This is a genomic window from Streptomyces sp. NPDC043812 (assembly GCF_056436245.1).
On record NZ_JBWKCY010000017.1, the window covers coordinates 187,405 to 204,639 of the forward strand.

The 17,235-nt window shown below is 68.9% G+C and carries 15 protein-coding genes, 1 rRNA gene and 1 riboswitch; of the genes, 3 read left to right on the plus strand and 13 right to left on the minus strand.

What is annotated here, in order from left to right; all coding sequences use genetic code 11:
- Positions 1 to 16: 16 nt before the first annotated feature.
- The gene (locus AC067Z_RS25015) at positions 17 to 1,528 is read right to left on the minus strand and encodes a glutamate-cysteine ligase family protein (RefSeq protein ID WP_478791826.1); all 1,512 of its coding nucleotides are present in this window, start codon (positions 1,526 to 1,528) and stop codon (positions 17 to 19) included.
- A gap of 488 nt (positions 1,529 to 2,016) precedes the next feature.
- On the opposite strand from AC067Z_RS25015, the gene AC067Z_RS25020 reads away from it, so the two are divergent.
- A complete protein-coding gene (locus AC067Z_RS25020) occupies positions 2,017 to 2,607 on the plus strand; it encodes a hypothetical protein (protein ID WP_478791827.1) in 591 nt (196 codons plus the stop codon).
- 302 nt (positions 2,608 to 2,909) lie between these two features.
- Entirely contained in the window at positions 2,910 to 3,116 is a 207-nt protein-coding gene (locus AC067Z_RS25025; protein WP_478791828.1) for a DUF5999 family protein, read from the plus strand.
- Positions 3,117 to 3,206: 90 nt separating this feature from the next.
- On the opposite strand, the gene gcvP is transcribed toward AC067Z_RS25025, so the two are convergent.
- Positions 3,207 to 6,092, minus strand: a complete 2,886-nt coding sequence (gene gcvP / locus AC067Z_RS25030; protein ID WP_478791829.1) for an aminomethyl-transferring glycine dehydrogenase — start codon at positions 6,090 to 6,092, stop codon at positions 3,207 to 3,209.
- Between the two features lie 179 nt (positions 6,093 to 6,271).
- Positions 6,272 to 6,369: riboswitch (glycine riboswitch) on the minus strand.
- Positions 6,370 to 6,431: 62 nt separating this feature from the next.
- Between gcvP and AC067Z_RS25035 the strand changes: the two genes are divergently transcribed.
- Positions 6,432 to 6,863, plus strand: a complete 432-nt coding sequence (locus AC067Z_RS25035) for a PRC-barrel domain-containing protein (protein WP_478791830.1) — start codon at positions 6,432 to 6,434, stop codon at positions 6,861 to 6,863.
- Positions 6,864 to 6,926: 63 nt separating this feature from the next.
- On the opposite strand, the gene AC067Z_RS25040 is transcribed toward AC067Z_RS25035, so the two are convergent.
- The 11 genes from AC067Z_RS25040 to rrf all read right to left on the minus strand — a co-directional run.
- Positions 6,927 to 8,408 (minus strand): DNA polymerase IV, encoded by a 1,482-nt coding sequence (locus AC067Z_RS25040; RefSeq protein WP_478791831.1) that lies wholly within the window; start codon positions 8,406 to 8,408, stop codon positions 6,927 to 6,929.
- A 51-nt stretch (positions 8,409 to 8,459) separates the two neighbouring features.
- A complete protein-coding gene (locus AC067Z_RS25045; protein WP_478791843.1) occupies positions 8,460 to 9,005 on the minus strand; it encodes a MerR family transcriptional regulator in 546 nt (181 codons plus the stop codon).
- Positions 9,006 to 9,222: 217 nt separating this feature from the next.
- Entirely contained in the window at positions 9,223 to 9,696 is a 474-nt protein-coding gene (locus AC067Z_RS25050) for a bifunctional nuclease family protein (protein ID WP_026281837.1), read from the minus strand.
- A 53-nt stretch (positions 9,697 to 9,749) separates the two neighbouring features.
- A complete protein-coding gene (gene ftsR / locus AC067Z_RS25055) occupies positions 9,750 to 10,496 on the minus strand; it encodes a transcriptional regulator FtsR (RefSeq protein WP_478791832.1) in 747 nt (248 codons plus the stop codon).
- Between the two features lie 43 nt (positions 10,497 to 10,539).
- Positions 10,540 to 11,502 (minus strand): FHA domain-containing protein, encoded by a 963-nt coding sequence (locus AC067Z_RS25060; protein ID WP_478791844.1) that lies wholly within the window; start codon positions 11,500 to 11,502, stop codon positions 10,540 to 10,542.
- Between the two features lie 61 nt (positions 11,503 to 11,563).
- Positions 11,564 to 12,424, minus strand: a complete 861-nt coding sequence (locus AC067Z_RS25065) for a DUF881 domain-containing protein (protein ID WP_478791833.1) — start codon at positions 12,422 to 12,424, stop codon at positions 11,564 to 11,566.
- Positions 12,425 to 12,429: 5 nt separating this feature from the next.
- The gene (locus AC067Z_RS25070; RefSeq protein WP_003970459.1) at positions 12,430 to 12,762 is read right to left on the minus strand and encodes a small basic family protein; all 333 of its coding nucleotides are present in this window, start codon (positions 12,760 to 12,762) and stop codon (positions 12,430 to 12,432) included.
- Positions 12,759 to 13,685 (minus strand): DUF881 domain-containing protein, encoded by a 927-nt coding sequence (locus tag AC067Z_RS25075; RefSeq protein ID WP_478791834.1) that lies wholly within the window; start codon positions 13,683 to 13,685, stop codon positions 12,759 to 12,761. Before AC067Z_RS25075 ends, AC067Z_RS25070 begins: the two co-directional genes overlap by 4 nt.
- A 98-nt stretch (positions 13,686 to 13,783) precedes the next feature.
- Positions 13,784 to 16,279 carry a sugar phosphate nucleotidyltransferase gene (locus AC067Z_RS25080; protein WP_478791835.1) on the minus strand — a complete coding sequence of 832 codons (2,496 nt, stop codon included), beginning with the start codon at positions 16,277 to 16,279 and terminating at the stop codon, positions 13,784 to 13,786.
- Positions 16,280 to 16,389: 110 nt separating this feature from the next.
- A complete protein-coding gene (gene clsA / locus AC067Z_RS25085; RefSeq protein WP_478791836.1) occupies positions 16,390 to 16,998 on the minus strand; it encodes a cardiolipin synthase ClsA in 609 nt (202 codons plus the stop codon).
- Between the two features lie 156 nt (positions 16,999 to 17,154).
- Positions 17,155 to 17,235, minus strand: a 5S ribosomal RNA gene (rrf, locus tag AC067Z_RS25090); the annotation flags it as partial.

The window sequence follows — 17,235 nt, forward strand, 5'->3', positions numbered from 1 at the left end:
CCCGGCCGGACCGTGGTCAGGACCGGGCGCCGGGGAAGCCCACCGGCCAGGTGTGCACCGGCCGTCCCTCCCGCATCAGCTCGTTGTAGCGACGGGTGGTGGCCGCCAGCGCCGCGTCCCGCTCCAGTCCGGCCTCGAGCGCCCGGTGGAAGGTGTCCGACTGCCAGGACGCGCCGTTCACCCGGCGTTTGCAGCGCTCCTCGATCACCCCGAGGTAGAAATCGCGGTCGGCGGGCTCGATGTTCCAGGCGTCGAGTCCTGCCGCGGCCAGGGGCAGCAGCTCGTCACGCACCAGTTTGGCCACAGGAACCTTGGTGACGCCGTTCCCCCGGCCGGGCCGTGGCCACTGCAGCTCGGCGTCGATGCCGTGCCGGCACGCGGTCTCGAAGTTCTCGTGGGCCGCCGCGAAGGGCAGCCGGGACCACACCGGCCGCGTGTCCTCGGCGAGGGCCCGCACGAGCCCGTAGTAGAAGGCGGCATTGGCCATGACGTCGGTGACCGTGGGCCCGGCCGGCAGCACGCGGTTCTCCACGCGCAGATGCGGCACGCCGTCGACGACCGCGTACACCGGCCTGTTCCACCGGTAGACGGTGCCGTTGTGCAGGACCAGCTCCTGGAGGGCGGGCACACCGCCGTCGTCGAGCACGCGCAACGGGTCCTCGTCGTCACAGATCGGCAGCAGCGCGGGAAAGTAGCGCAGGTTCTCCTCGAAGAGGTCGTACGCGGAATTCACCCAGCGCTCGCCGAACCAGGTGCGCGGGCGCACCCCCTGTGCCTGGAGCTCCGGCGGCCGGGTGTCGGTCGCCTGCTGGAACAACGGCGGCCGCGACTCCCGCCAGAGCTCGCGGCCGAACAGGAAGGGCGAGTTGGCCCCGACGGCGACCTGGACGGCCGCTACGGCCTGCGCCGCGTTCCACACATCCGCGAACCGGGCGGGCGTCACCTGCAGATGCAACTGGACCGATGTGCAGGCCGCCTCGGGTGCGATGGACGACGACGTGCACGTCAGCCGCTCCACCCCCTCGATGTCGAGGGTGAACTCCTCGCCGCGTGCCGCCACGATCTGGTCGTTGAGCAGCATGTAGCGATCGACGTCCGAGAGGTTCGCGGAGACCAGGTGGTGCTGGCGCAACGTCGGCAGAATACCGATCATCACGATTCCCGAACCAGCTTCGGTGGCCTTGCGGTCGGCATAGCCGAGGCCGGTGCGCAACTCCTCGGCCAGCTGATCGAATACGCGCCCGTCCAGCCTGTGCGGAACGATATTTACTTCGAGGTTGAACATACCGAGCTCGGTCTGGAAATCCGGGCTCGCGATGCGGGAGAGCACTTCCGCATTCATCATCCTCGGCATCCCGTCGGCGCCCGCGAGATTCAGTTCTATCTCCAGCCCCATCAGATTCCTGGGCCTGTCGAACCTCTTCTCCGCCAGCAGCCGCCCCAGTCCCGCCAGGCACTGCTGGAGCTTGCGCCGGTACCGTTGCCGATCGGACAGGTCGAACGCGCCTGCCACGACCTTCTCCCCCATCGAAGCGTCCCTCCTCGAGTGGGCAGCCACGCAGCGTGGGCCGCTCGTGTCACGGACGATAATGCCCAGACTCTTTGATCCATAACGTCCCCGGACCCGGTCCGCTCCCGATAGGCTGGAGTCAGTACCCGCCAGGCACATTCATGTGGCACATTACTCTGCGCGATGCGGGGGGCATTTATTCGGGCAGTCCGTGGTGATAAACACCGACCGGATTCGGCCTACCACGGACCGCGGAAAACCGCAGGCCACGCAGGTGAGAGCGGGGTAACGGGCAGAAAACAGCGCACGAGCAGGTCCGATATTCGCCTTGCGGGAAATACGCACGACGGCTAGCGGAAACAATGTGTGAACACGCGTCGTATAAACTCCGCAAACGGGCCGACAGTCGGCGCCCGGTGGTCTCCCGGCCCCGCGCGGCTCGCATGCCGACAGTGCCGTCCGCACCCCCCGCATCACCGTGTCTCCTGAGTGAGAGGCGACCCACCATGCCGCTGCATGTCCCTACGGCCCCCGCGCCCGCCCTGCGCAGCGTTCTCGCAGCACTTGGTTCCCCCACGGCCGTCCGTGAGGCTCCGACCCCCGCTCTGCGGTCCGTCCAGGGACCACTGAGCCCCGAACTGCCGCTTCCCGTCCACGTGCTCGACCGCATCGCACCGAGCGGCGGCACCCCGCACACCCGGCTCGCCGCCTGGCGATTCCTCATCCGCAACGGCGAGCGCACCGTCGCCGCGGCGGACACCGTCCTGACGCCCGACGGGTGGACCTTCTCGCACTTCTTCGAGGGCCCCTACCTCAGCTCGACGGAACAGGCGCTGCGCCAGGCGGAGACCATGGGGTCGCCGTTTCAGCCACGGCTGCTGTCCGTGCCGGAGCTGTACATGCTCACGCTCTGGCTGCATCGCGACACCGACGCCGACGTGTCCACCGGCACTCCTCAGCCGTCGGACGTCCTGGTGCCACTCGCACCGGCCCCGCCCGGAATAGCGGCCCACCGGCCGCACCAGGTCGCCGAGCTGCTGCCGATGCTGACCCTGCGGCTGGCACCGGCGCCACTGCTGGGCACACCTGCCGCCTGACGTCACATCCGCCCCGTACGCCCCGCGATCGCACGGTCGCGGGGCGTACTGCTGAACGAGGTATGGCCCGTTGGGACTAGCCCTGCCGGGCCACCCCGAACCATCCAAAAGGACAGCCCCCGCTCGTTGAACCGTCCGCGCGGGTGATGCGTCATCAATCAGTAAGAAGAGCTGCTGTGAAATCCCTGCGGATCGACGCCCGTGGGGGAAGACTGGGACCGGACCGACAGATACGGGGGGCGGCCATGAACAGCTCATCGAGCCGCAGCACACTCACCACGACCCAGCGAAAGAACCCATCCATGTGCCAGCACCAGCCACCCTGCCCCACCTCCGACTCCGCCGACCGGGAGGCGGCCCGCCTGATGGCGCACCACCCGGAGCAGGGCTGGAGCCTGCTGTGCAACGGCGTGCTCCTCTTCGAGGACACCGGCGAGCTGCTGCCCGACGGGCAGATCATCGCGCCGCACCGTCCGCCGGAGAGCGGCCAGGTGATGACGGCCGCGTAGAGCCGTCACGACGGGAGACGAACCCGCACCACACGAACGAGCAGGGGCCGGCCGGAGAAGTCTCCGCACCGGCCCCCACGCATTGCTGCGTCAGTTCTCGTACTCGTCCAGCGGCGGGCAGGAGCAGACGAGGTTGCGGTCGCCGAACGCGCCGTCGATGCGCCGGACCGGCGGCCAGTACTTGTCGGCGGCACTCACTCCGGCCGGGAAGACCGCCTCGTCACGGCTGTACGCGTGCTCCCACTCCCCGCCGAGCGCGGCCGCGGTGTGCGGGGCGTTGCGCAGCGGGTTGTCGTCGGCGGGCCACTCACCGGACGCCACCTTCTCGATCTCGGCACGAATCGCGATCATCGTGTCGCAGAAGCGGTCGAGCTCGGTCAGGTCCTCGCTCTCGGTGGGCTCGATCATCAGCGTGCCGGCCACGGGGAACGACATCGTCGGCGCGTGGAAGCCGTAGTCGATCAGTCGCTTGGCGATGTCGTCGACGCTGACGCCGGTCGCCTTGGACAGCGGCCGCAGGTCGACGATGCACTCGTGGGCGACCAGCCCGGCCGGACCCGTGTAAAGCACCGGGTAGTGCGGCTCGAGGCGCTTGGCGATGTAGTTCGCCGCAAGTACCGCGACCTGGGTGGCCCGCTTGAGGCCCTCGCCGCCCATCAGACGCACGTAGGCCCACGAGATGGGCAGGATGCCCGCCGAGCCCCACGGAGCCGCCGAGATCGGGCCGACGCCCGTCTCGGGGCCCGCGGTGGGCTGGAGCGGGTGGTTCGGCAGGTACGGCGCGAGGTGCGCGCGCACACCGACCGGGCCGACGCCCGGACCGCCGCCACCGTGCGGGATGCAGAAGGTCTTGTGCAGGTTCAGGTGCGAGACGTCGCCGCCGAACTTGCCGGGCCTGGCCAGGCCGACCAGGGCGTTGAGGTTGGCGCCGTCGACGTAGACCTGGCCGCCCGCCTCGTGGACCTGCGCGCAGATGTCGGCGACGTGCTCCTCGAACACACCGTGCGTGGAGGGGTACGTGATCATCAGCACGGACAGCTCGTCGCGGTGCTGCTCGATCTTGGCCCGCAGGTCCTGGACGTCGATCTCGCCGTCGTCGGCGGTCTTGACCACGACGACCTTCATCCCGGCCATCACGGCGCTGGCGGCGTTGGTGCCGTGCGCGGACGACGGGATCAGGCACACCGTGCGCTGGGTGTCGCCGTTGGCGCGGTGGTAGGCGCGGACGGCCAGCAGACCGGCCAGCTCGCCCTGCGAACCGGCGTTCGGCTGGATGGAGACCTTGTCGTAGCCGGTGACCTCGGAGAGACGTTCCTCCAGCTCGTTGATCAGGGTCAGATAGCCCTCGGCCTGCTCGACCGGGGCGAAGGGGTGGATCTGGGCGAACTCCGGCCAGGTGACCGGCTCCATCTCCGTGGTCGCGTTGAGCTTCATGGTGCAGGAGCCGAGCGGGATCATGCCGCGGTCCAGCGCGTAGTCCCGGTCGGCGAGCGTGCGCAGGTAGCGCAGCATCGCGGTCTCGGAGCGGTGCTGGTGGAAGACGGGGTGCGTCAGATACTCGTCGGAGCGCAGCCGGCCGGCGAGCAGCGCGTCGTCGCTCGCGGCGTCCAGCGCCTCGACGTCGCCCTCGACGCCGAAGGCCGACCAGACGGCGGCGAGCTGGGCACGGCCGGTGGTCTCGTCGCAGGCGACCGAGACATGATCGGCGTCGACGAGGTGCAGGTTCACGCCGCCCTCGCGCGCCGCGGCGACTACATCGGCGGCCTTGCCGGGCACCCGGAGAGTCAGGGTGTCGAAGAAGGCGCCGTGGACGACCTCGACACCGCCCGCCCGCAGTCCGTCGGCGAGCACCGTGGCGTAGCGGTGGGTGCGATGGGCGATGGTCCTGAGGCCCTCGGGGCCGTGGTAGACGGCGTACATGCCGGCCATGACGGCGAGGAGCACCTGGGCGGTGCAGATGTTGCTGGTGGCCTTCTCGCGGCGGATGTGCTGCTCACGGGTCTGCAGCGCGAGGCGGTACGCCTTGTTGCCGTCCGCGTCCACGGAAACACCGACAAGACGGCCAGGCAGGCTGCGGGCGAACTTGTCACGCACCGCCATGTAGCCGGCGTGCGGGCCGCCGAAGCCCATCGGCACGCCGAAGCGCTGGGTGGTGCCGACGGCGATGTCCGCGCCCAGCTCGCCGGGCGACGTGAGCAGGGTCAGCGCCAGCAGGTCGGCGGCGACGGTGACGATCGCGCCGAGCTCGTGGGCCTGCTCGATGACCGGCCGCAGGTCCCGTACGGCACCGGAGGCGCCCGGGTACTGGAGCAGCACGCCGAAGACACCGCGCTCGGCGATCTCGGCGGGGATGCCGTCGCTGAGGTCGGCGGTGACGACCTCGACGCCGGTGGGCTCGGCGCGGGTCTCGATCACGGCGATGGTCTGCGGCAGCGTGTCGGCGTCGACCAGGAAGACGCCGTTCTTGACCTTGCCGACGCGGCGGGCCAGGGACATGGCCTCGGCGGCCGCGGTCCCCTCGTCCAGCAGCGAGGCGCCGGAGGTGGGCAGACCGGTGAGGTCGGCGACGACGGTCTGGAAGTTCAGCAGGGCCTCGAGACGGCCCTGCGAGATCTCCGGCTGGTAGGGCGTGTACGCGGTGTACCAGGCCGGGTTCTCCATGACGTTGCGCAGGATGACCGGCGGGGTGAACGTGCCGTAGTAGCCGAGACCGATCATCGGCGCGAGCACCTGATTGCGGTCGGCGAGGGAGCGCAGCTCGGCGAGGACTTCGGCCTCGGTACGGGCGCCGGGGAGATTCAGCGCCTCCGCGCTCTTGATCACATCCGGCACGGCCGCGGCGGTCAGCTCGTCGAGGGAGCCGTAGCCCACCTGCGCGAGCATCTTCGCCTGGGCCGAAGCATCGGGTCCGATGTGCCGCTGCTCGAAGGGGGTGCCCTGCTCCAGCTGGGAGAGCGGAATGCGGTTGGCGGTCATGTGGGAGGCCTCCTGGTCTGCACGACCTGCGAGGGGCATCTCGGCGCGGATGCCCGGACGGCCTCCCCCTCTGTCATCTCAACCTGAGAGTTTCACCGGGCGCCGCAGAACGACACGCCGGCTTTCACCGTCGGTGAGAGCGGATGCCGTCGGACGCCCGCCCTGCTTTCCAGAGTGACCTCGTCCGTGCGGTACAGGGGCCTGAGAGATTCCGGGGAGGATTTGCTCCTTCGGCGCCGCCGGCAGGTTCACCGGTGGACTCTCCCGCACAGGGTCGACAGCCGCTTGCCAGCCTACCAGCGTGTCCTGCGGCGATCCCTCGAGTGGCCGACACCCCGGATGTGCACTTTTGTAGGGACTGTAGAGCAGTTGCGACCCGTTGGAGGGACCGTGCGAACCGATATCGATCCGCGCAGCCTGATAGGCCGCAAAGCGTTCGACCGCGACGGCCACAAGATCGGGACCGTCGACGAGGTGTACCTGGACGACGCAACGGGCGTCCCCGAATGGGCCGCCGTCCGCACGGGCCTGTTCAGCAGGGACGCCTTCGTCCCGCTGGAGCCGAGCGAAATCGTCGACAACGCCCTCCGCGTCCCGTTCGAGCGTTCGCTGATCAAGGACGCCCCCGATTTCGGCGTGGGCCGCCATCTCTCGCCCGAACAGGAACTGCAGCTCTACCACCACTACGGCCTGGACCTCTCCGTCCCGCCGACGCCCGCCCCCCCGTCCGGTGACCGCTCCTTCGGCCGCGTCGCCGGCCAGGAGGACTGACCACCCGAACCTCTGGGGCGGACACTCCCGCCCCGTCCCCGGCGGCCGGAGCATGCACGACCCTCACCCCGGCCGCCCGGAACCCCCCGTACTCCCCGCGCTGCTGGGCAGGGCCGCCTCGCCGGGCGCCCCGCCCTCATCACCGGGCACGGAACCGGACGGATTCCCCTCCGCCGCGGCGTCGGACGGCAGAGGAACCAGCGGCAGGGGGTCCGACGGCGCCAGGTCCTCGTCGTCCACGCGGAAGGTCCGCACCCTGCCCGGCTCCGATCCCGGTTGCTCGAAGCGCACGGTCACCCGGCCCACCCCGCTGCCCTGGACCCATCCCGCCCCGTACTCGGCGTGCAGCACGTCCTGGCCCGCCGACCAGTGCCGCGGCACGGGTGCCTCGTCGGCGCTGTCGGATGCCGCGTCGTGCTCGGCGCCGGCAGGCTCCACTGCACCGTCGCCGTCATCGGCCCCGGCCTCCTCCGCGGCCGCCTGCGCGAAGAGGTCCTCCTGGGTATAGTCCGCGAGACCCGTGACGCCCACGCCCAGCAGCCGTACGCCACCGGTGGTGTCCACGGACTCCAGCAGCCGCCCGGCCGCCTCCCGCACCACCGCCGGGTCGTCGGTCGGTCCGCGCAAGGTCTCCGACCTCGTCAGCGTCGAGAAGTCGTACCGACGGACCTTGAGCACGATCGTCCGCCCGGAATGCCCACTGGCCCGCAGCCTCCGCACGCACCGGTCCGCCAGCCGCTCGACCTCGATGCGCACCCTCACCCGGTCGTGCAGGTCCACGTCGAACGTGTCCTCCACGGACACCGACTTCGCGTCGCGCTCGGCGACCACCGGGCGGTCATCGTGCCCGAGCGCCATCCGGAACAGCGACGTCCCGTGCGCCCTGCCGAGCAGCCGGACGAGCTCGTCCTCACCCGCCTCCGCCAGGTCGGCGACCGTGGTCATGCCGGCGCGCCTCAGATGGTCGCCGGTGGCCGGGCCCACGCCGGGAAGTGTGCGCACCGGCATCGGCCCCAGCAGCTCGCGTTCCGTGCCCGGCCGGATCAACACCAGACCGTCCGGTTTGGCCTGCTCGGAGGCGATCTTCGCCAGCATTTTGGAACCCGCGAGACCCACGGACCCGGTCAGGCCGGTGACGCGTCGTATGTCCGCCCTCAGCCGCTCCCCCGTCTCGCGGGCGGACGCCGCGTCATCGGCCACACCTCCCGCCTCCAGATCGACGAAGGCCTCGTCCAGGCTGAGCGGCTCCACCAGGGGCGACAGCCGGCCCAGCAGTTCCATGACCTGCTCGCTGACCGAGCGGTACAGCGAGAACCTGGGCACCAGATACGCGGCATGCGGCGCAAGGCGTCTGGCCTGCGCCGTCGGCATCGCCGAGTGGACCCCGAAGCGTCTCGCTTCGTACGAGGCGGTGGCGACCACGCCACGCGGGCCGAGGCCTCCGACGACCACGGCTTTGCCGCGCAGGGAAGGCTTCGCCGCCTGCTCGGCTGCGGCGAAGAATGCATCCATGTCCAGATGCAGGATCGTGGGCGCGGATCTCACACCACTGATGCTGCCGCACGTCACTGACAACGGCGCAGGGCAGCGCGCCCGTCACACCGCCCGGTCGCGTCGGCGTCTCGCCAGTTCGTCGGCCGGGTTGTTCCCGATCAGCGTCTCCCCCGTGTCGATGCGTTCGCCGTGCAGCTGCGAGAGGGCGGCCTCGACGTCGCGCCACACGACACCGACGGCGATGCCGAACACTCCCTGGCCACCCTGGAGCAGATCGACCACCTCGTCGGGCGACGAACACTCGTAGACGCTCGCGCCGTCGCTCATCAGCGTCATGCGTTCGAGGTCGCGGAAGCCCCGGGCGCGCAGGTGCTGGACGGCGGTGCGGATGTTCTGGAGGGCGACGCCCGTGTCCAGGAACCGCTTGACGATCTTGAGAACGACCACATCGCGGAAGCTGTACAGTCGCTGGCTGCCCGATCCGTGGGCCGGCCGCACACTGGGCTCCACGAGCCCCGTACGCGCCCAGTAGTCGAGCTGCCGATAAGTGATGCCCGCTGCCGCACACGCGGTCGGGCCGCGGTAACCGATGGTGTCCACGCCGGGTTCGGCCGCTCTGTCGTGCAGCGGATACGGCCCGCCTTCCACCGGACTGATTCCGGGGCCGCCCCCAGCCGTACTGTCGCCGCTGCTTCTCACGCCGACCTCCGTCCTTGACCTGCCACCTCGAAGGTAGGGAGTCACCAGGGGTGCGTCAACGATCGCCACACTCGGCACGCCGAGTGATAATCACCCTGAGAGTGGTTTCTCGTGCCCCGATCCGGGAAAGGCTACTCGAATGCGCTGATGTCGAACGGCCGGGCCGTCACTGGCTGCTGGAGCCGAAGTCCTCGGGCGAGATCTGGTCGAGGAACTCACGGAACTTCTCCACCTCGTCCTCCTGCTCGTCGGGGATGGCGATACCGGCGTCGTCCAGCACACCGTCGCTTCCGTAGATCGGCGTACCGGTGCGCAGTGCCAGCGCTATGGCGTCGGACGGCCGGGCGCTCACCTCGACTCCGCTGGCGAAGACCAGCTCCGCGTAGAAGACGCCCTCACGCAGATCGGTGATCCGGACCTCGGTGAGCTCCTGGCCCACCGCTTCCAGAACATCCTTGAAGAGGTCATGGGTCAGCGGCCTCGCCGGGGCCATGCCCTGCTGTGCGAAGGCGATCGCGGTCGCCTCACCCGGACCGATCCAGATGGGGAGGTACCGGTCGCCTCCCACTTCACGCAGGAGCACGATCGGTTGGTTCGAGGGCATTTCGACCCGGACTCCCACAACGTCGAGCTCGTTCACACAGCAACCCTAGGACGTGCGCGACAGGTTTGGGTAGTCGGGCTGGGCCAAGATCAGAGAAGGCGGACCCCGAGGGCACTCTGCACGAGCGCCGCATGCAGCTTCACCGAGAGCGCCGCCAGCTCCCTCGTGGTCACCTCGGCATGTGCCCTGGTCTGCGGATTACGGTGCCTGCGCAACGGCGCGACGATCTGTTCGACCAGCCCGGCGTCCCGCTCGGCGGACTGCTTCACGGCCCGCAGATGCCGGGGCTCCAGACCGAATCTGCCCAGCTCGGCGACGAGCCTCGCCACCGTGACCGACTCGGCGTCGTAGCCGCCGCTCCCGTCGGCCGTGAGCAGCCCGTACGACTCCCACTCGGCCAGCTCCTCCTCGCTCACCTCGGCGGCGGCCAGCAGCTCGGCCCGGCCCAGGCGTCCGGCGGTGGGACGCTCGCCCTCCGCCGCATCCCACGCTCCGTCGAGCAGGTCACGCTGCGGGCCCTGCGCGGGCAGCGCCACCTGCTCACCGCGCTCGATGGCGTCGAGGTGCTCACGGATGACCCTGAGGGGCAGATAGTGGTCACGCTGCATCCGCAGGACGAGCGCCAGGCGCTCCACGTCCTGCGGGCTGAACTTGCGGTACCCGGACGGGGACCGGCTCGGTTCGACCAAGCCCTCGGCCTCCAGGAAACGGATCTTGGAGATCGTCACCTCGGGGAACTCGTCACGCAGCCTCGTGAGCACCGCGCCGATACTCATCGGCCGGTCGCCCGGTGCGGCGGTGCCGTGTCCGGCACCGCCCCTCGGTGTACGCAGCATGTACCTTCCCTGGAGGTCCCCCCGGACGGAGTCCGGAGGAGGGTCACACGCCTCGCTGGCTCGCGTAGAAGACCAGCCGGTACTTGCCGATCTGAACCTCGTCGCCGTTCGCCAGGACGACGGCGTCGATCCGCTCACGATTGACGTACGTACCGTTGAGGCTGCCCACGTCGGCGACGCTGAAGCTGCCGTCCGCGGCGCGGCGGAACTCCACGTGACGACGCGAGACGGTCACGTCGTCGAGGAAGATGTCGCTCTGCGGATGACGGCCCGCTGTCGTGAGATCACCGTCCAGCAGGAAGCGGCTGCCCGAGTTCGGCCCGCGGCGCACCACCAGGAGTGCCGAGCCGAGCGGCAGGGCGTCGACCGCGGCCTGTGCCTCCGGCGACAGCGAGGGGACGGCGGTCTGCCCGGTCACCTCGGAGTCGTAGGCCTCGATCCCGGAGATGGAGATGGTCGAGGTCGTCTCGGAGGCACGCTCGGCCGGAGCGCCACCGCGCAGAGGGGCGCCGCAGTTGGAACAGAACCGGCCGGCCTCGGGGTTCCGGTGGCCGCACCTCGTACAAACCGGCAAGCCCGCCATGGACGGATCCTCCTGCCGCGGCTGTCCCGCGTGGGGATTGGTCGCATACGGGTCGGAGGCAAACCCTCCACCCGCACTTGAGGTTGGTGGTTCCCCGAAACCTATGCGTCCGGCACCGGCGGGGTCAACAGACGACGCGCCCTGTCCGCCCGAATTGTCACCACCGGCGACCTCGTCGCGGAACAGCGGCCGCTCGGCGCCCTGCTCCTCGCTCTGGCCCTGGCGCGGCGCGCGATGGCGGGCGTTGCCCTCCTCGCGTGCGCTCTTGCCGAACAACTTCCCAAACAACTTCACGGGCGCTTCCCCTTGACCGAAATAGACCCGCCCGTGGGGCAGGACGAACCCTGAACGAACACACCTGCCGACCCGGACACCCTCACAACGTCCGTGACCACCGGACAGTTTCCACCACGCGCCGCCGATCTGATGCGTCGGCCCCCTGCAATCTCCCGCCCTGGCCAGGCAGACCCCATGATCCCCCGATTCACTGCGCCGACGACCGAGCGTAGTCAGGCCGCTCCGCCGGTCGCAAGGCATCGACAATGATCTTCTCCGAACGAGCCACGGTGGCCGTGGCCTGCTCCTTCTCCAACGTCTGCACCACGCCGCCGGGGATGTTCAGCGCCGGCTCCAGGTCCTGCGGCTTGCCGATGACCTTGAACGTGTAGGGCGCGGAGATGCCCTTGCCGTCGACTTCGATGTTCCCCGCCGTTCCGGAGAAGTACGTATCGGCAACAACCCGGGCGCCGTTGACCTGGATGGCCTCGGCACCGGCGGCGCGCAGCTCCTGAATGGTGTCGAGCAGCATGTCGGGCTCCACGGTGCCCGACGGATCGTCGATGGTGAGCGTGATGCCTGGGCCCTCCGCCGCGACCGTACCTGCCAGGATCCCCAGCTGCTGTTCCTTCTGCAGCGTCTGCTTCCGGGCCTCTTCGGCCTGGTCCGAACTGTTCTCCAGCTCGGTGCGCTGGTCCTGCAGACGCTGCTTCTCGTCCTGCAGGCGCTGCGTACGGTTGTCGAGTTCGTCGAGGATGCGCACCAGGTCTTCCTGGCGCGCCCCGCGCAGTGCGCTGTTGTCACTGTTGGAGCGCACCTGAATGGCGAGCCCCAGACCGAGCACGAACAGCAGCAATGCTGCGATGAGTTGGGCCCGCGACACCTTCGGCGGCCACAGTGACGCGCGCAGCCGCTGCCGGCCGGTCGACGATCCGGACTCCTCCGACGGCGGGGCGGGCGCAGGGTCCTGCTGCTCCGGTGCGGCCATCGGCGGCAGCGGCTCGCTCCTGGGCGCGGGCCCGTCCGCGGGTTCCGGCGTCTCGCCGTTGGGCTTCTCTTCGCTGCTCATGTTCGTCACGCCCGGAAGACATGCCGGCGGATCGCGGCGGCGTTGGAGAAGATCCTGATGCCCAGCACGACGACCACACCGGTCGACAGCTGGGCGCCGACGCCGAGCTTGTCGCCGAGGAAGACGATCAGCGCGGCGACGACAACGTTCGACAGGAAGGAGACGACGAAGACCTTGTCGACGAAGATCCCGTCGAGCATGGCCCGCAGTCCGCCGAACACGGCGTCCAGCGCGGCCACCACGGCGATCGGCAGATAGGGCTCGACCACCGCCGGTACCTCGGGCCGGACCAACAGTCCGACCACGACTCCCACGACGAGGCCCAGTACGGCGATCACGATGTGCCCTTCCCTGTGTCGGCCGTACCCGCCCCGTCGCCCTTGCCGGCGTCGGCGTTCGTCGGCTCTGCTGTACGTACGATCAAGCTCGGCGCCGCGGGCAGCCGCAGCGACTGCTCGTCGGAAATGCTGGACCGGATACCGAAGTTCTCCTGCAGCACGTGCAGATACTGTCCGTCGGCACTGTCCTGGAACGCGGTCCGCAGCTTGTTCCCGTCCCCGATCGCGAGCACCGTGTACGGCGGCACGAGCGGCCTGTTGTCGACCAGTATGGCGTCGCCCGCCGCACGGATCGCCGAGAGGGCCGTCAGCCGCTGCCCGTTGATGGACACGGCTTCGGCGCCCGACTCCCACAGACCGTTGACGACCCGCTGCATGTCGCGATCCCGCACCCGGCCGGTGTCCGAGAAACCGCTGCTCTCGCGCGGGCCGTCGCCGCCCTGCGCGGTGTCCTTCGCGTCGTCCACCACGAGCTTCACGCCCGGTCCCTGGACCTCGGTCGCACCGGCAAGCAGGGCCATGAGCTCACCCCGGCCCCCGTCCTGCGTCCTGAGGGCCTTGCGCTGCCGTTCCTGGACGTCGTCGCGAAGCAATTCGACACTGCGCTCCAGGTCGTCGACCGAGTCGGTCTGCGCCTCGACGCGGTCGATCAGCTCCTCGCGCTCCTTCGCCAGCACCGGTGCCGATATCCGCGCCTCGGCCGCACCGACCGTGACCACGGCGGCCGCCAGCACCAGACCGGCGGCGAGCCCCAGTTTCGCGCGCAGCGTGCGCGGCAGTCCGCCACCCTCGGCCCGCCGGGCCGACGCTTCCGCATATCCGTCGTCGAGGCTGTGCTCCATCACGTTCGTCAGCAGCGACATCGACGCGTCGGGACGCGCGGGCGGAGAAGCGGTGCTCCGAACGGGGGGCTGCTGGGACATGCCGCACATAGTCGCACGTCGTAGCTGCTACCGCCGAACGGCCCCACCGATGCGCCGGACGAGGCTCTCGATCCCTCGCCGGCACATCGGTGGCCAGATCACTGTCCCGCGCTGTCGACGACCGCCGACCACTCGTCGAGCAGGGCCTGCGCCGATGTGTCATCGGGCCCTTCGGCCCACAGATGGGTGACGGCCTCGGCCGGGTCGGGCAGCACCATCACCCAGCGCCCGTCGGCCTCCACCACACGCACACCGTCCGTGGTGTCGACATGTCGATCTCCTGCCGCTTCGACCACGCGCCGCATGACCAGGCCCTTGACCGCCCACGGCGTCGCCAGATCCCGCTTGAGCACGTGCGCACGCGGAATCCGGGCGTCGATCTGGCTCAGGGTGAGCTGCGTACGCGCCACAAGACCCACGAGCCGCGCGAACGCGGCCGACCCGTCGAAGACACTGCTGAACTCGGGGATGATGAAGCCTCCACGGCCGTCACCGCCGAAGATCGTTGTCTCCTCCCGGCCCACCCTGGTCAGGTCGTCCGGTGACGTCGTCGTCCACTCCACCTGCGTCCCGTGGTACGCCGCCACCTGCTCGGCGATCCTCGTCGTGGTCACGGGCAGCGCCACCTTGCCGCTGCGCCGCTCGGCCGCGACCAGGTCCAGCAGCACGAGCAGGGCCCGGTCGTCCTCGACGATCCGCCCACGCTCGTCGACCAGCGACAACCTCTCGCCGACGGGGTCGAAACGGACTCCGAACGCGGCCCGCGCGGAGGCGACGATCTCGCCCAGCCTCACCAGCCCCGACCTGCGGGTGTCCGCGGTCTCCGTCGGCCGGGCCTCGTCCAGCCCCGGATTGATGGTCAGCGCGTCCACTCCGAGCCGTCCGAGAAGGCTCGGCAGCACAAGACCGGCGCTGCCGTTGGAGGCGTCGATGACGACCTTGAGCTCGGACTCGGCGATCCCGGACGTATCCACATTGCGCAGCAGCGAACCGGTGTAGGAGTCGAACACGCTGGACGGAAAGTGCAGGTCACCGATCTCACCGGGGAACGCCCTGCGGTACTCCTGGCGCGCATACACCCTGTCCAGCTTCCGCTGGCCGCCCTGGGACAGGTCCGCTCCGCGTTCGTCGAAGAACATGATGTCCACGGAGTCGGGCACACCGGGAGACGTACGGATCATGATGCCGCCGGCGCTGCCCCGCGCCGTCTGCTGCCGGGCCACGGGCAGCGGCACGTTCTCCAGATCCCGCACGTCGATGGCGCTCGCCTGGAGTGCGGAGATCACAGCCCGCTTCAGAGCTCGCGCACCACGCGAGTGGTCTCGCGCGGTGGTGACGGTGGCGCCCTTCTTCAGCGTGGTGGCATACGCGCCGGCAAGACGGACGACGACCTCGGGCGTGATCTCGACATTGAGGATGCCCGTGACACCCCTGGCGCCGAAGAGATGCGCCTGCCCGCGGGACTCCCAGATCACGGAGGTGTTGACGAACGCGCCCGCCTCGATGGTCTTGAACGGATAGACCCGCACATTGCCCTGGACGATCGACTCCTCGCCGATCAGACACTCGTCACCGATCACGGCACCGTCCTCGATGCGTGCGGCACGCATGATGTCGGTGTTCTTGCCGATGACGCAGCCTCGCAGATTGCTCTGCTGGCCGACGTAGACGTTGTCGTGGACGACCGCCTTGTGAAGGAACGCACCGGTCTTCACGACCACGTTGGAGCCCACCACGGTGTGCTCCCGGATCTCCACACCTGCTTCGATCTTGGCGTAGTCACCGATGTACAGCGGCCCGCGGAGCACCGCATCGGGGTGCACCTCCGCGCCTTCGGCGACCCATACGCCCGGCGAGATCTCGAAGCCGTCCAGCTCGACGTCCACCTTGCGCTCCAGGACGTCGGCCTGGGCCTTGACGTAGCTTTCGTGCGTGCCCACATCCTCCCAGTAGCCTTCGGCGACATAGCCGTAGATCGGCTTGCCTTCCTTCATCAGCTGCGGGAACACGTCACCGGACCAGTCCACCGGCACATCGGCCTCGACGTAGTCGAAGACCTCGGGCTCCATCACATAGATGCCCGTATTGACGGTGTCCGAGAAGACCTGGCCCCAGGTGGGCTTCTCAAGGAAGCGCTCGACCTTGCCCTCTTCGTCGACGATCGTGATCCCGAATTCCAGCGGATTCGGCACACGCGTCAGACAGACGGTGACAAGAGCGCCCTTCTCCTTGTGGAAGGCGATCAGATCGGTGAGATCGAAGTCTGTGAGAGCATCACCGGAAATCACGAGGAATGCGTCGTCCTTCAACGCCTCCTCAGCGTTCTTCACACTCCCCGCAGTGCCGAGTGGCTTCTCCTCGTTGGCGTAGGTGAGCTCCATTCCGAGCTCTTCGCCGTCACCGAAGTAGTTCTTGACGAGCGAGGCGAGAAACTGCACGGTAACGACGGTCTCAGTGAGCCCGTGCCGTTTGAGCAGCCGCAGAACGTGCTCCATGATCGGCCGATTGGCCACCGGCAGGAGCGGCTTGGGCATGCTCGAGGTCATGGGGCGAAGCCGAGTTCCTTCGCCACCAGCCATCACGACGGCCTTCATGTCGGAAGCGTCCTCCTTGAAGAGATGACGGTCCGGCCGACTTCACCCGCCCAAAGAGACCTCTGGTGGCATACGCGGCCGGCGACATTGCACGGCACCGCGTCAGCAGGTCAATCGGCCGCTGCGTCCGCCTTGACGAGGCGGCGGACCTGGACCACATACAGGATCCCTGCCCACCAATAGAGAGTTGTACCCCATCCGGCGAACGCCCATCCGAAAATTGCCGCCAGTGACGCGAGCCACCCCGTGTCGTCACTCAGGAGCAGCAAGGGGAACGCATACATGAGGTTGAAGGTGGCCGCCTTGCCCAGGAAGTTCACCTGAGGCGGCGGATAGCCGTGACGACGGAGGATTCCCACCATCACCAGCAGCATCAGTTCGCGCGCAAGCAGTGCAGCGGTCAACCAGATGGGCAGAATCTCGCGCCAGGTGAGTCCCACCAGGGTGGACAGAATGTACAGCCGGTCAGCAGCGGGGTCGAGGATTCGGCCGAGACTGCTGATCTGGTTCCAGCGGCGGGCGAGCTTCCCGTCGAGATAGTCGCTGACACCGCTCAGCATCAGAACGAGCAAGGCCCATCCGTCGCTCTTCGGCCCGCCGAACTCCGGGAGGAGAATCAGCCACAGGAAGAGAGGCACACCGACGAGGCGCGCCATGCTGAGGATGTTGGGGATGGTGAGTACCCGGTCCGTCTGAACGCGGGTCTCCTGGACCTCCACCCGGGGGCCTCCTGTGTGGAACGTGCGAACGATGCCCCCCGACCTTACCCGCAGCCGCAGCCGGTCGGGGCACGGGGGTCCGGCCGAAGGCCGGCTGGAATGGTGATGAACGCAGAAAAGCCCCGGAACGGTGTTCCGGGGCTTCCCACAATGATTGTTCGGCGGCGTCCTACTCTCCCACAGGGTCCCCCCTGCAGTACCATCGGCGCTGAAAGGCTTAGCTTCCGGGTTCGGAAT